This window comes from Aquirufa aurantiipilula (assembly GCF_019923745.1).
Lineage (GTDB): Bacteria > Bacteroidota > Bacteroidia > Cytophagales > Spirosomataceae > Aquirufa > Aquirufa aurantiipilula.
In genome coordinates, this window is record NZ_JAANOG010000004.1 from 221,486 (window position 1) to 236,872 (window position 15,387).

Genomic DNA, 15,387 nt, shown 5'->3' on the forward strand with positions numbered 1-15,387 from the left:
TTTTTATTTTTATTGATGAATTAATAAGCGCTCCATCCACCATCAACAGTTAGTATTTCCGCATTCACGAAACTAGAATCATCGCTAGCTAAGAACAGAGCAGCTTGTGCTATTTCCGAAGCTTCCCCGGCTCTCGGGTTGAGTGCTAGACCAGTCATAATGCGGTCATTTACTAAAGGTGTAATTTTAGACATGTCAATGGTCTCACTGATACTGGTATTGACGGCACCGGGTGCAATTCCATTGCACCTAATTCCTGATTTACTGTACAAATACCCCGTACTTTTAGTCAGTCCTACTAAAGCATGTTTACTAGAAGTATACACTGCCCCCGCGGCTCCTCCTTTTAGTCCACCAATGGAACAAACATTTATGATATTTCCTTTTCCTTTGGCCAAGAAAATTTGAACGGCACTTCTCATGGCCTTGAATGGTCCTTCAAAATTGATTTTCATGACTTTCTCTAACATGCTATTTTCCACCTCACCCACAGGTTGGAAATGGTCCATGATACCTGCATTATTCACCAAAATATCCAAGGTACCATAGGTGGAAACGGCTGAGTTAATGAGGTTGTCTATATCAGATTCAATACCCATATTCGCTACTACCGTTGTAATTTCTCCACCTGCCGCTTTAACATCTTTAGATAATTCATCTAAGCGAATGGGGTTTATATCTCCAGCAATGACCTTCGCTCCTTGTTGTGCAAAAAGTATGGCAATGGCCTTTCCCATACCAGCTCCAGCACCTGTAATAATGGCAACTTTATTTTCTAGCTTTTTCATGTGAATTGATTTTCTGAAAATTACCCATTTAAAGATGAAAAATTAGCCAATTTTGACAGCTATTTGATTTTTAAAGGATGATTTTGATTAGCTTTTGACTAGTGATCAACAAAACAATAGTGCGAATTGCTATTGCCATGTGATTGGAAGAAAGGGAAATTAGATTGTTTGAAGCCTTAATTAACCCCGAATGAAATTTAGAACACGGAGTAAGAATAAGAACAATCTATAAGCAATTATTATGAACTCAAAGCTAAGGAAAATAAGGAAATTTTCCCAACGCTGGCAAGGTTTGGAACCTTGACAGCGTTACAACGAATGCCATTTTATATATATTGTCCAATAACTTGATAATGAATTATTTGATACATTCGTATGTTTAATTCTACCTCAAAACCCCATTATTATGTCGACAGAAAAAAAATTATTTTCAGAGACTCAAAAGTTTAATCAATGGTGGCTTTGGGTCATTTTAGTTGGTTTTTGCGCCTACTTTTTGGTAGGGGCCTATAAGCAATTATTTCAAGGAATTGCTTTCGGAGATAATCCTATGAGTAATGAAGGGTTATGGGTTACAACTGGCATTTTTGCAGCAATTGTCATGCTATTCTTGAATTTGAAATTGGAAACATATATTGACTCAAAAGGGGTTTATGTGCGCTTTTTCCCTTTTCATTTTACTTTCAAATTTTTTGCCTTTGAAGAATTGGAAAAATCGTATGTTAGAAAATATTCTCCAATTTGGGAATATGGTGGTTGGGGGCTTCGATATGGAATGTTTGGGAAAGGTAAAGCATTCAATGTTTCAGGCAATCAAGGTTTACAATTGGAATTCAAAGATGGAAGTAAGCTATTGATTGGTACACAAAAGCCAACTGAAATAGCAGAGGTTTTGACTCATTTAGGAAAGAGTTAATGGATTATTTCACCATCGTCATTTACTAACATCATCTACCATGTTCTGTAAGTCAATCCAATCACAACTTTTGGCTTCAGGCAATTTCTTTTGTATTATTAAGCTATGAAAACTTCTATCAACAATCTAACTTCTCGATTAAGCCAACTAGTGATTGGTTTAAGCCTGATGGCCACACCTTTGTTGGCCCAACAAAATCAATCTTCTACAGTCAATGCCATAGTGAAAGAGGCAACAGAAAATTCTCAGCTTAAACGCATGGCTCATGAACTCATTGATGGGATTGGTCCTCGTTTAGTAGGCTCCACTAAAATGCTTCAAGCAAGTGATTGGGCGATTAATCAATATAAAGAATGGGGAATCGATGCTCGAAGAGAAAATTACGGAACTTGGCGCGGATGGGATCGAGGAATCTCTTCGATCGATATGGTTTCTCCTTGGATCAAATCATTAGAAGGAACTCAATTAGCTTTTAGTCCAGCTACCAAAAAACCGAAAACGGGTGAAACCATCATTTTAGCGGATGTTGCTGATTCTATTGCGTTTAAAGCTTGGCTTCCCCAAGTGAAGGGAAAATTTGTTTTGATTTCCATGCCCCAATTGACGGGAAGACCTGATTATAACTGGCAAGAATTTGCGCAGAAAGAATCCTTTGATGCAATGAAAAAGGAGCGAGAAGCTCAAACCGAGGCCTGGAGAAAACGAATCTCAAAAACGGGCTTAACTAATGCCAAATTGGCTTTAGCTTTGGAAGAAGCAGGAGCTGTAGGTATTGTTTCAAGCACCTGGTCCAATGGTTTTGGTGTAAATAAAATTTTCGCTGCTTTTACTAAAAAAATCCCAACAGTTAGCGTTGCATTAGAAGATTATGGCCTATTATACCGCCTTACTGAATCGGGGAATCAACCCAAAATAAAAGTCAATACGCAATCCAAAGAATTAGGGACCGTACCTACTTTTAATACTCATGCTGAAATTAAAGGAACGGAAAAGCCCAACGAATATGTCATGCTTTCTGCCCATTTAGACTCATGGGATGGCGCTACTGGGGCCACTGATAATGGAACTGGAACATTGGTGATGTTAGAAGCTATGCGCATTTTGAAAAAGGTTTACCCCAATCCTAAACGGACGATTTTGGTGGGACATTGGGGAAGTGAAGAGCAAGGTTTAAATGGGTCTAGAGCCTTTGTAGAAGATCACCCAGAAATTGTGGCTAATTTACAAGCATTATTTAATCAAGATAATGGAACTGGTCGAGTGGTAAATTTAGGTGGTTCTGGTTTTGCAAAAGCAAAAGATTACCTAAGTAAATGGTTGGCAGCTGCGCCAGATACTATCAAAAATCGGGTTAAAACGAATTTCCCGGGAACTCCTGGCGGAGGCGGATCCGACTTTGCCTCATTTGTTGCGGCTGGTGCTGCCGGATTTAATTTAAGCTCCTTGAGCTGGTCATACGGTATGTATACCTGGCATACCAATCGAGACACCTATGATAAAATTGTCTTTGACGATGTGAAAAGTAATGCCATCTTAACTGCCATTATGGTGTATATGGCTTGTGAAGAACCAGAGAAAATTTCAACCGAAAAAGCAGACTTGCCTGCTGGACAAAAATGGCCAAGCCAAGTGAAATCAAAGCGAACTGAAGGGACAAATTGACGAATTTTATGGGCTGGAAATCCTTGAAACAACTATAGATAAACCATACAAAACCTAATGCCATGAAAAAAATCCCGATTCTCCTATATTTACTTTTGTCTGTTTTCTTGACGCTAGCTCAGCCTACAGAAAAACATATAAAAGTTCAAGTATCAGCTGATCACCCCGATTGGTTATACAAGCCTGGAGAAAAAGTGAATTTCTCAGTATTGGTTTCTAAAAATGGCAGTCCCATTCCTCAAGTCAAAATTCGTTATGAGATCGGACCTGAGAAACAAGATCCATGGAAAAAAGAAACCCAAGTTTTGGCTAATGGATCTTTGCAGGTCGATGGAGGTACCTTATCAGCTGCAGGTTTTCTTCGTTGTGTTGTCATAGCTGAAGTAGAAGGAAAAGAGTATAGAAATCTAGCTACGGTTGGTTTTTCTCCCAATTTATTGCAAGCAACTGTGGCTAATCCGACAGATTTTGATGCATTTTGGGATAAAGCCAAACAAGATTTAGCCAAAATTCCGTTGGATGCTAAAATGACCTTGATGCCCGAAAGATGTACGGAGAAAACCAACGTATATCATGTGAATATTCAGAATTACAGGCTAGGTGCTCGCTTGTATGGCATCCTTTGTGTTCCTAAAAAATCAGGAAAATACCCTGCATTATTGCATGTTCCAGGAGCAGGAGTGAGACCTTATTCAGGAGATATTGCCAATGCTGAAAAAGGAATAATCACCCTTCAAATTGGAATACATGGAATACCTGTTAACCTGGATCCGTCTGTCTACACCGATTTGGGAGCAGGGATTTTGAATGGTTATCCAACCTATAATATGGATGATAAAGATCGTTTTTTCTACAAGCGCGTCTATATGGGATGTGTTCGAGCCAATGACTTTTTAACTTCCTTGCCTCAATTTGATGGACAGAATTTGGCAGTAACTGGCGGTAGCCAGGGTGGAGCATTGTCAATTATTACAGCCGCATTAGACAATCGGGTAAAATTTTTAGGAGCCTATTATCCAGCATTATCTGATGTGACAGGTTACCTGTATAATCGAGCAGGAGGATGGCCACATTATTTTGATAAGAACAGTCGGGCGGTCAATGAAACCAAAGCCAAACTAGAAACCATAGCCTATTATGACGTAGTTAATTTTGCTCGCCGCTTGAAGGTTCCAGGGTTTTACTCATGGGGTTTTAATGATGAAACATGCCCTCCAACTTCTATGTACGCGGCATACAATGTTATTTCAGCCCCTAAAGAGTTGTATTTGGCTTTAGACACCGGCCATTGGAATTATCCTGAGCAAGTAGAGAAAATGACGAATTGGTTAACGAGTAATTTGATTAAGTAGTTCTTATGATTTTCTTTTAACTTTGAAAGACCATGTCAATAAAAATTCTGCCACCACGACTCCTTCTTGGTTAGTACCGGTAGACTTACAAACCATTTTAGTTCCATCGTTGCTCTGAATGGCTTCTTCAATGGTTTTTAATATTGCTTCACCATCTTCGCAGGTAAACAAAATAGTTCCCGAGGCTTTCTTGATAAAGGAAGCCTCCATTTTTTCTACCAACATACTGATGGCAGGTTTTCTTTCATAAACCTGGGAGAAAGCCAACATTCCGCAACTCATTTCAGCGGCCATAGCCTCTACCGCAAAATACATGGAATTGAAAGGGTTTTGGTTGAACCAGGACTTTTTCACCCGAACCACACAAGTTTTTTCATCAAAATGTTGGATATTCAAGCCTGCCCAAAAAGCAGCGGATAAGCGCTGCAGGATAAAGAATTTGAATAAAATGGGATTTCGGATGATTCTTTGAAACTTGTGGAAAGATGGATTCATAAATTGGAATTATGCTGCTAGGGAAATAAATTTGATAAATAGCAAGGCGAGAAATCAAAGTTGATCAATCGTCAAATATAAAAATATAACTAGTACAATAAATGTAGAACGGAAGAATGCGTTTCATTTTTGTATTAATAATTCTTTTATTCTAATCACATGAAACGAGTTTTAAAAATCATCGGTTGGACTATTTTTGGTTTAGTAATTAGTCTTTTTGCACTGGGTGCATTGTTTATGTATAAAGTACAAAATGGCTTCCCCGTGTCATATGAGACGGAAAAGCCTGTATTGAAGTTAACAGCAAATCAGCCAGCGATACTTTTATTTTCAAAAACTACGGGCTTTCGACATGGTGAATCCATCGATGCTTCTAAGCCCATCATTCAATCAATGGCTAACAAAAATGGATGGGCTGTTTATGAAACAGAGGAAGGTGGTGTATTTAATGAGGAGCAATTAGCTCAATTTAAATTGGTGATATTTAATAATTCAACAGGAAGAGTCTTGAATGATGAACAACAAACTGCGCTAGAAAAATATGTAGAAAACGGAGGTTCATTGATGGGAATCCATGGGGCAGGAGATAATTCTCATCATTGGGATTGGTATGTAGCCAATTTATTAGGAACCACTTTCTCCCATCATCCCTTGAATCCTCAATTTCAAAAAGCGCAAGTTCATTTGGAGGCAAGTGTGGATTCCAGTTTACAAACGAAGCTTCCAGTGACTTGGGAAGGGAATGACGAATGGTATGTCTTTTTTGATCAACCCAAGGACGCTCAAGTAGTGTATTATATTGATGGAGAAAAGATTTTACCTAGTGGAAATATGCTATGGATGAAAGACAAAAACTTCGGCATGGGAAAACATCACCCAGTAGCTTGGCATAAAACCGCAGGAAAAGGAAAAACATTTTATACGTCTATGGGGCATTCCAAAGAAGTATGGGCGAATCCTGCTTACTCTAACTTAATTGAACAAGGTATACTTTGGTCTATTGCTCAATAGTGGGTGTTAAAAATCAAAACGGGTCAATCAAAGATTGACCCGTTTGTATATAATATCATTAACCTACAAAAATCTTATTGACCCATTTGCATACCATCTTGGTTCTGATTGTTGTTTCTCTTCATGCTGTTCATGTTAAATTGGCCAAAACGAATAGACAAAGTAAGACGAATCATTTGAGGGTTTGACAATCGATAGTATTTCTGAGAAAATCCTTCTCCGTATGAATAACGAGTATTTCCTCTTGTTCTGAAAAGGTCATTAGCTGCTAGAGTCAAGGAAGCTAAATCGTTTTTCAAGAATGTTTTCTTGATGGCTAAATCAACACCATAGAAAGGCTCAATGTATCCTTGTGAGGAGCTTTGTGCTTGTCCCATTGGACCTCCACCGCCACCACCACCTTGTCCTTGGTTTTGTGTAATCGGCATATTGGTTTTTCCTTGGTAATCCATAGAAAGTTGGATAGACCATTTTTTAGGTAATTGGAAGGTATTGTTGATTTTACCAAATACGGTCCATAAGCCATCTGTTATCTGTGCTTTTTCGATGTTAGCCGTATTAATCTTCGAATTATACATGTTGATATTCGCAGTTAAATCCCACCAGTTTTGAAGTTTGTTGGTATAGGTTCCTTCAATACCAAAATTGATGCTGGAATTGGCATTTACAAACGTGTTGATTAAATCTAATTTACCACTGATTGGGTTGATTTCTTGACTTAAAAAACGCGTAATTAAATTGTCAGTATACTTATAATAACCTGATAATAAGAAGGTAGCAGATCCTTTAGTTTTGCTGTAAGAAAGTTCACCTGAAGTAGTAAATTCTGGAACCAAGTCAGCATTTCCTCTCGTAATATTCAAACTATCACTATAGTCTACGAAAGGAATAATTTGAAAGAAGTTAGGGCGGCTAACACGTCTTGTAATGCTTAATTGCAACTGGTCTGTTGGTGTTAAATCTTTCTTTAAGAAGATAGAAGGAAACAAGCTCAATGGGAAACTGTTGCTGAATTTTTGGTTTGTATTTAATAACTTTCCATCGTAACTAGAACTTTCTGCACGTAAACCGATTTTGTAAGAAATTTTATTTGCTGATTTTCCTGAAACGGATACGTAGGCAGCATACACATTGTTTTTGTTCTCGTAATTAGTCGAAGCAGAAGGAATGGTTTTATAAACGTCTGAACCTACCGCTTTCAAGGTATTATTGTTTTCGTTTACCAATTCAAAAAGCTGAGCTCTTACTCCCATTTCAATCGTACCTTCATTTTTCAAAGGTCTTACATAATCCGTTTGGAATGTCATGAAATTATTGCTTCCTGAACCGATGTTCTTTTGAATTTGAGTACCAGTGATATTTCCATTATTCAAATAATTGGTCGTATAAGTCGCATCATTTTTATTCGTTCCCCCAAAATAGTTGAAGTCCATGCTTAGCTCTTCTCCTGCTTTTGGATAGGTATGCTTAAATCCTACTTGCAATCCACTTGGGTTAAACTCCCTTGAAGATTCAGATAAGCGGTTACTGAATGTGGTAAAATTATTTACCATACTCGTGATTTTAATATCTTCTGTTGGAGAGAATTTACCCCCACCACCAAAGAATCCAGCTAAGGTTAAGGTTGTTCTGTTTGTAGCGGCATAATCAACACTAAAACGTGGGAAAAACATGGATCCTTTGTTTTTACTGTTGATATCTTGGTAAACACTTGACTCCACTCCACCAATGTTACTATTTCTTTGACTGTTTCCTTCGGTGTTGTTTCTCATGTTCATTTTCATGCCCATCAAAGTCAAACTCCATTTGTTTTGTTGATAACTGAAATTCCCCATGAAACTGGAACCGCCAAAACGGTCAGCACTTAAGTTCAACATTCCATTATAACCATTCTTTTTATTTTTCTTTAAAATGATGTTAATGATACCAGCCATACTACCTGAAGCATCGTATTTAGCAGAAGGGTTAGTGATTACTTCCACTTTTTCAATGATATCTGCAGGGATTTGATCCATGCTTAAACTTGTAGGTCTACCATCGATAAATAAGGTAGGATTCGCATTTCTTACTTTCACATTTCCATCGATATCCACTTGTACGGATGGAATATTTCTCATGACGTCTACTGCAGTTCCTCCAGATGTCACCAAGTTTTGCCCTACGTTGAAAGATTTTTTATCAATGTCCATTTCCAACAAAGCTTTTGTTGAAGTAACCACAACGGCCTCTAATTCCTTAGAATCAGACAATAATTTGATGTTTCCTAGGTCTTTTTCAAATGCAGCCATCATTTTAGCCATGACAGCTGGATCAGGTGCTTGTCCAGGCTTTCGCGCTGAACTTGGATCCATTTTAGGCATTTCAAATTGTACAGGAGCTTCGTAGTTTTTATATCCCACAAAGCTGATTTTTAGTTTTAAACGAACATTTACGGGAATTTCTTTGAAGTTGAAATCTCCGTTTAGTTCAGCTTGTTGTGCTTTTACCAAAATATCTTTGTTTTGCTTAGTAGCTGGGTCAACTACCGTTTTTAGTAAAACAACGGATGCAAATTCTACGGGTTTTCCTTGCTCATCAACTACTTTACCGAATACGTGACCACGATTAAAGTTAGGAGCATTTCCTCCTGCACCAGCAGGTCCTTGTGCAAAACTGAAAAATGATATCAGTGCAATGATGGATGTTAAAATGGAATTTTTCATGGGTTGATTGTTAAATTTTTTATCTACTTAGAGGTATTCTTTATTTTCAATTTCTGGGTAGATCGTTATGCTTTGTTTTAAATTTTTATTTAGGGTCTAATCGGTGGTTTTCTTCTTTTTAATTGTATCGCAAAGGTACATTGGCCAATTTGGTTTTAATTTTTATTCTTCGCAGCAGGGAAATGTATAGATGAAATATGTGATTGTTGAGAAAAGAAAGTTTCATTAGAGAACGAAAATTGGATTTGTACTAATTTGTGCTTTAGATTTCAAGGTAGGAATAAAGTCGTTTTAGAGACATTTAGATTTTGCTTTCGCAGAAATAGGAGTGTGCTACTGACTGATTTTCTGTCCTTGGTTTAACAAAGGTAGGGATGAAAAATTGAACAATTTACTTATGGTCTAAAATTGTGTCCAATGGTTTAAATGAAATTTAAGGATTTGAATTTTTTATTTGAAATTTTTAAAATCCCTCTAATTTAGAATTATTGGTCGTTTTTGCGCCTAACCTTGTTTTGATTCGAATCATTGAGGTTTACATTTATCAATCATGCGTTTCATTCATTTGCTTACAAATAATAGGATATTATTTAGTGGGATTCGTTTGGTAATTCGTAGCTTAAAAGGCAGATTTCGTCGCATTTTACCAAAGCTTTAACAAGTCTTAACAATAAATTGTTGTTGGGTAAGAAAATACATTGCCTTTGAAAAGTGATAATTTTCTTTTCGCTATTTCAAATTTAATGTCCGTATTTATTGGTGCAAGTATCATGGATATAAATACAAAAACCGACCCCAAAGGAGTCGGCTTTTCCATTCAACCATTTCAATAAAACCTACTTTTTATATACTAAATCAAATCGATCCAAATTCATTACTTTGGTCCATGCTTTGACAAAATCATTCACAAATTTACTTTGAGCATCTTTGGTTGCATAAACCTCTGCTAGGGCTCTTAATTCTGAATTGGATCCAAAAATCAAATCAGCACGGGTTGCTGTAGCTTTGGTAGCTCCTGTTTGACTATCTGTTCCTATGAACTCTTCTTTGGTATCGGAATTGGGTTTCCAAGTAGTACCCATTTCCAGTAAATTAACAAAGAAGTCATTGGTCAAGGCATCTTTTTTGTTGGTAAATATACCGTGCTTAGATCCATTGTAATTGGTATTCAGTGCTCTCATTCCACCGACTAAAACGGTCATTTCTGGTGCAGTTAAAGTTAAAAGCTGTGCTTTATCAATCAACAATTCCTCCGTCGAAAGGGTATAGCGTGTTTTTAAATAATTGCGGAAGCCATCTGCCATAGGTTCTAGTACTGCAAATGAGTTTACATCTGTTTGTTCCTGACTTGCATCCATTCTACCCGGTGTAAAGGGAACTTGAATAGTCTGACCCGCATTTTTAGCTGCTTTTTCGATGGCGGCATTTCCTCCAAGAATAATCAAATCAGCCAAAGAAACTTTCTTTTTTCCAGAGCTAGCATTGAAATCCTGTTGGATTTTTTCTAAAACAGCTAATACTTTTTCTAATTGCTTTGGATTATTGACTTCCCAGTTTCTCTGAGGTAACAAACGAATGCGAGCTCCATTGGCACCACCTCGACGGTCAGAACCACGGAAAGTAGATGCTGAAGCCCAGGCCGTACTCACTAATTCACTAATGGATAGACCTGAATTCAACAATTTGGTCTTTAGATTGGCGATGTCTTGTTGGTTAATCAATGGATGATTCACTGCAGGAATAGGGTCTTGCCAAATTAAGGCTTCTTTTGGAGCTTCTGGTCCTAAATAAGTGGAACTAGGTCCCATATCACGATGCGTTAGTTTGAACCATGCTTTGGCAAATGCTTTGGCAAACTCCTCTGGATTTTCTAAATATCGCTTGGAAATTTTTTCATAGGCAGGATCCATGCGTAAGGAAAGGTCAGTGGTCAACATCGTTGGCAATTGCTTTTTATTGGGATCAAATGCATCAGGAATGATGGCTTTGCCATTTTTTGCCACCCATTGATTGGCTCCAGCCGGACTTTTAGTTAATTCCCACTCATTGTTGAAAAGGATTTTTAAGAAACCAATTCCCCATTTAATTGGAGTTGATGTCCAAGTAACTTCCAAGCCTGAAGTAATGGCATCTTTTCCTTTACCTGATTGATATGTGCTTTTCCAACCCAAACCTTGTTCTTCTATTCCCGCAGCCTCTGGGTCTGCACCTACATGAGTAGAAGGACCTTTTCCATGTGTTTTTCCAAACGTATGTCCACCGGCAATCAAAGCGACAGTTTCTTCATCGTTCATTCCCATTCTGCCAAAAGTCTCTCGAATATCTTTGGCAGCAGCTACTGGATCTGGAACGCCTTTTGGACCTTCTGGATTAACATATATTAGGCCCATTTGAACAGCAGCCAATGGATTCTCTAATTTCCTATCTCCTGAATAGCGGTTTTTATCATCTAGCCATTTCTTCTCAGAACCCCAATACACATTGCTTTCTGGTTCCCATACATCTGTTCTGCCACCGGCAAATCCGAATGTCTTGAATCCCATTTGTTCTAAGGAAACATTTCCTGTTAAAACCATTAAATCTGCCCACGAAATCTTATCTCCGTATTTTTGTTTGATGGGCCATAGTAATCGACGGGCCTTATCTAAATTGGCATTGTCAGGCCAACTGTTCAATGGAGCAAATCGTTGCTGACCTGCCCGAGAACCTCCACGGCCATCACCTGTACGGTACGTTCCTGCACTATGCCATGCCATGCGGATAAATAAAGGTCCGTAATTACCGAAGTCAGCAGGCCACCATTCTTGAGATTTAGTTAATACCTCTCCGATATCCTTTTTTAAGGCAAAGTAATCCAAGTTATTGAATGCTTTGATGTAGTTGAAGTTGGGCCCCATAGGGTTCGACTTTTCAGAATTTTGACGAAGCATACTTACATTAAGCAGACTAGGCCACCAATCTTTGTTGCTAGTACCCGCTTCTTTTGGGGCTGAAGGATGCGCTCCAGCTGCACTGTGGTGCGGATTATACTCTTGCGCCTGTAATACCGTGGAAAATAATAATCCACTCAATAAGAACAGTTTTTTCATGATAAATTGATTTTGTGATTTTATTTTAATTGCTGATAATGTGAAATTAGGCTTATTGGACCGATAGAGAAAACTGAATTTTTCTATATTTGTCATAGATAAAATCTATATTTATGAATATCCATCAATTAGAATACATATTGGCAGTTGACCAATTTAAAAGTTTTAGCAAAGCTGCAGATTATTGTCATGTTACTCAGGCGACCTTGAGTGCCATGGTAAAAAAACTGGAGGAGCAATTGGACATTGTTATATTTGATAGAAAGGCTAATCCCATTGTAGTTACAGAAAATGGGAAGGAGATTTTAGTTCAAGCCCTGCAGGTTGTTGCACATGCTCAAGCCTTATTGGCATCTTCTAAATCCATTAATAGCAAAATAGAAGGACGGCTAAAATTGGGTATTATCCCCACTATCGCTAATTCATTGATGCCCATTATCCTAAAGCCGATTTTAGAGAAATACCCTCAATTGGTATTGGAAATTTATGAAGTAACCACCCATCAGATGATGAAAAATTTGCGAGAAGGCAAGTTGGATATGGGAATTTTAAGTACACCCATAGCATCGAATGACTTGGAAACGACTTTATTATATGAAGAGCCGGTGCATGTATATGGCTATCTGGACCATGGAAAAAAGACTATTAAAAAGGAAGAATTATCCAAGCAACGTATATTTTTATTACAAGAAGGACATTGTTTGCGGGATCAAATTATTCAGTGGTGCGACCTGAAAAAAAATAAGCATTTGCCTCCTAACTTATTATTTGAGTCAAATACATTTGATACCTTATTGAATTTGGTGGATGAATTTCAGGGAATGACATTACTTCCTGAATTATATTTACGAAATTTGAGTGATCAACGGAAGTTACAGGTATTAGACATGGTAGGAGGAGAAATTACTCGTGAAGTAAGTTTGTGTTTTTACCGACCATATGCTAAGTGGAATATAATAAAACAGCTTTCCGTGGACATTGCCCAATTAGTTAATCAATTTATAAAGAAGGATACTGTTTAATCTACAGGATTCAATTGGAAATGAGTTCAAGAAGTAAAAAGAAATACCTATTAGTTTTAGGTAGAGAGGCGCTAGATCGGGATAGCTCTTTATACCAAGAGGTCTTAGGTAATTTGGAATTAAATGGATTTGAAATAGTGTTTGATCCCATGGATCGAATTCGTTTTGCCTTCATGCGAAAAATAGGACCGGGTAAATTTTTAGGAAAGCATTTATTACTACCTATTTGGCGATCTTTATATGTAGTATTTGTTCAAAGGCAGCTGATTGACTTCCTATTGTTTGTTTTTAATCGAATTTCGAGTTTGGAATTTCGTACTCGGGTAGCATCAGCATACATTAGAATCCTATCAAATCATACCTCGCATTTGGTGGTTTTGGCAAGGTCTGCCGGATCCATCGTCATCAGTAGTATCGCCAATCAGATTGAAGTAGAACATATTTTTTGTTTGGGATATCCATTCAAGCATCCAGAGGAAGGAGATGCCGAATTTCGAACAGCACATTTGGCGGAGATACAAAAACCCATGGTGATTTTTCAAGGAGAAAGAGATCCATATGGTGGAAGGGAAATACTCAGCCACTATCGCTTATCCTCGCAAATACACTTGTCATTTATAGATGTAGATCACGATTTTAATTTGAATGAAAAGGATTTGTTTTTGGTGACTTCGGAAATAGAAAAAGTATTATCAAAATGTACTTGATGAAATGTATTAAACGGTAGTTTCATATAGATTATACCGTTCATAATTCAATCCGTTAAAATTTGTGCCAAATACTCTTTTGGTAGTAAACCTGTTCTTTTTTTGACGGCTGCAACGAATGAGGTTCGGGAGGAGAAACCTAAAGAATTTCCGATATATTCAATGGAATATTTATCAAAATTCGGGTCTTTGTTTTTTAAAATATCGAGGTAATTGATACGCGCATCATTTACAAATTCATTGAAATTTTTGCCAAATTCTTGATTTAATACTGGTGAAATCAAATAGCTAGGTATTTTAGTTTCTTTAGACAAATCAGCTATGGTATATCCAACTTGTAAATAAGCATGTGTGTTTTCAAAATGCTCCAGAATGGTTAGAAGGATATTTCTCCCTTGGTGAATTCCAATGAAATTTTGCTCTACTTCATTTTCTTCAACCGACTTGGCCTCTTGGATTGAACGTAGCGGTTCCTGCACTTGAATCCAACCGATCATCCCATACAATATTTTGGGTTGGGTGAATAAATAAAAACTGATTAGTAGGATTTCAGATAGAATACATAGTAAAATCAGATTTCCTACAAATGCACCAGATTGTAATAAAAGTAGGGTATTGATGAAGGCTACTATACTTCCAAAGAACAAAAACGAGATGAGAATCCACAAAAACCGATAGATATGAATATTCCGCAAGATTTGAACTTGAGGATTTAAAATCTTTTTTCTCCAGGAAAGGAGTAATTGGATGGAAGCTATTATGTATCCAAGTAAAGTGCCTAATCGAAATACAGCAGCCAAACCAGGAGGGAATAAACCTTCTGGCTCTTTCAGGTATATTTTTACATTGGATAAATTGTATTTAACGATTTGATATTGTTCTTCAGGAGAGAGAAGAAAAAATGGAATACGATTAATCATGTAAATCAACATAGGTAGAAACAAAAGATAGTCTTTCCAAGCCAGTTTATAAGATTGTTTCAGTACTGATTTTACATATAAAAAGGCAAATGGTCCTATACAAAATGGCGCCCAAGAATATATCTTAAAAAATGAAGGGTATTTTAAATATAAATTAGTGGCAGGAAGACTATTGCCAAAGGTAGTGATCACAAAACTTAAGATTAATCCTGCTAAAATTTTGGAACTCATGGAGGGGACAGTCTGCCCAAAAAGCAATATCATACTGACAATCAAACCGATTGTTGAGATGGTTAAACTAATTACTAAAAGAGTAATATCTGTCACAGTGTTTCCTAGTTCAAATGAATTCTTTCAACCTCGCTAAACTTAGCGAAAATACATGTAGAATTAGAGAACTTACCCATTTGAAACAACTTGAATTGGGTAATTGTTTTGTTTTAACTGCAATGATTGGACAAATTACTAGTCCATATATTTATGTTGAAGATTAGAGAGAGAGCGGTGTAAAATTAGCGTAATTTCAATAAATAACAGGGTTTTTAGGGGGTATTTTGTGGTTTTAATGCTACAGAATTGTTCATATTAGACGATTATGAACATTGTAAATTCATTAGATACTTAGCTAATTGGTACATTTACTATGTTTTTTATGGGTTCAAAATCCTAAGAGAGTTTTGAATCGTATGATGAAAAATTTTAGTACACAGAGATTTAAAAAAT

Annotated in this window: 11 protein-coding genes; 6 read left to right on the top strand and 5 right to left on the bottom strand. The window is 37.1% G+C overall.

The window, feature by feature from the left end; translation table 11 throughout:
* Positions 1 to 20: 20 nt before the first annotated feature.
* Positions 21 to 788, bottom strand: a complete 768-nt coding sequence (locus G9H60_RS06175) for an SDR family oxidoreductase (protein ID WP_223143209.1) — start codon at positions 786 to 788, stop codon at positions 21 to 23.
* Positions 789 to 1,194: 406 nt separating this feature from the next.
* Here G9H60_RS06175 and G9H60_RS06180 point away from each other — a divergent pair, with 406 nt between their 5' ends.
* From G9H60_RS06180 to G9H60_RS06190, 3 genes are all read left to right on the top strand, one after another.
* Positions 1,195 to 1,704, top strand: a complete 510-nt coding sequence (locus tag G9H60_RS06180) for a hypothetical protein (RefSeq protein WP_223143210.1) — start codon at positions 1,195 to 1,197, stop codon at positions 1,702 to 1,704.
* A 105-nt stretch (positions 1,705 to 1,809) separates the two neighbouring features.
* Complete coding sequence (locus tag G9H60_RS06185) at positions 1,810 to 3,366, top strand: M20/M25/M40 family metallo-hydrolase (protein WP_223143211.1); 1,557 nt, start codon at positions 1,810 to 1,812, stop codon at positions 3,364 to 3,366.
* A gap of 62 nt (positions 3,367 to 3,428) precedes the next feature.
* Positions 3,429 to 4,718 carry an acetylxylan esterase gene (locus tag G9H60_RS06190; RefSeq protein WP_223143212.1) on the top strand — a complete coding sequence of 430 codons (1,290 nt, stop codon included), beginning with the start codon at positions 3,429 to 3,431 and terminating at the stop codon, positions 4,716 to 4,718.
* Positions 4,719 to 4,721: 3 nt separating this feature from the next.
* Here the strand turns inward: G9H60_RS06190 and G9H60_RS06195 are convergent, their stop codons facing one another.
* Positions 4,722 to 5,213 carry a PaaI family thioesterase gene (locus tag G9H60_RS06195; RefSeq protein ID WP_223143213.1) on the bottom strand — a complete coding sequence of 164 codons (492 nt, stop codon included), beginning with the start codon at positions 5,211 to 5,213 and terminating at the stop codon, positions 4,722 to 4,724.
* A gap of 159 nt (positions 5,214 to 5,372) precedes the next feature.
* Here G9H60_RS06195 and G9H60_RS06200 point away from each other — a divergent pair, with 159 nt between their 5' ends.
* A complete protein-coding gene (locus G9H60_RS06200; protein ID WP_223143214.1) occupies positions 5,373 to 6,224 on the top strand; it encodes a ThuA domain-containing protein in 852 nt (283 codons plus the stop codon).
* Positions 6,225 to 6,298: 74 nt separating this feature from the next.
* Here G9H60_RS06200 and G9H60_RS06205 read toward each other — a convergent pair whose 3' ends face one another.
* The gene (locus G9H60_RS06205; protein ID WP_223143215.1) at positions 6,299 to 8,926 is read right to left on the bottom strand and encodes an outer membrane beta-barrel family protein; all 2,628 of its coding nucleotides are present in this window, start codon (positions 8,924 to 8,926) and stop codon (positions 6,299 to 6,301) included.
* 836 nt (positions 8,927 to 9,762) lie between these two features.
* Positions 9,763 to 12,015: a catalase/peroxidase HPI gene (gene katG / locus G9H60_RS06210; protein WP_223143216.1), complete on the bottom strand. Its 2,253-nt coding sequence runs from the start codon at positions 12,013 to 12,015 to the stop codon at positions 9,763 to 9,765.
* A gap of 113 nt (positions 12,016 to 12,128) precedes the next feature.
* On the opposite strand from katG, the gene G9H60_RS06215 reads away from it, so the two are divergent.
* Together G9H60_RS06215 and G9H60_RS06220 are read left to right on the top strand one after the other, a co-directional pair.
* Entirely contained in the window at positions 12,129 to 13,037 is a 909-nt protein-coding gene (locus G9H60_RS06215; protein ID WP_223143217.1) for a hydrogen peroxide-inducible genes activator, read from the top strand.
* A gap of 20 nt (positions 13,038 to 13,057) precedes the next feature.
* Positions 13,058 to 13,744, top strand: coding sequence for an alpha/beta family hydrolase (locus G9H60_RS06220; RefSeq protein ID WP_223143218.1), 687 nt, complete (start codon positions 13,058 to 13,060; stop codon positions 13,742 to 13,744).
* A gap of 47 nt (positions 13,745 to 13,791) precedes the next feature.
* Here G9H60_RS06220 and G9H60_RS06225 read toward each other — a convergent pair whose 3' ends face one another.
* The gene (locus tag G9H60_RS06225) at positions 13,792 to 14,895 is read right to left on the bottom strand and encodes a helix-turn-helix domain-containing protein (RefSeq protein ID WP_223143219.1); all 1,104 of its coding nucleotides are present in this window, start codon (positions 14,893 to 14,895) and stop codon (positions 13,792 to 13,794) included.
* Positions 14,896 to 15,387: the final 492 nt, after the last annotated feature.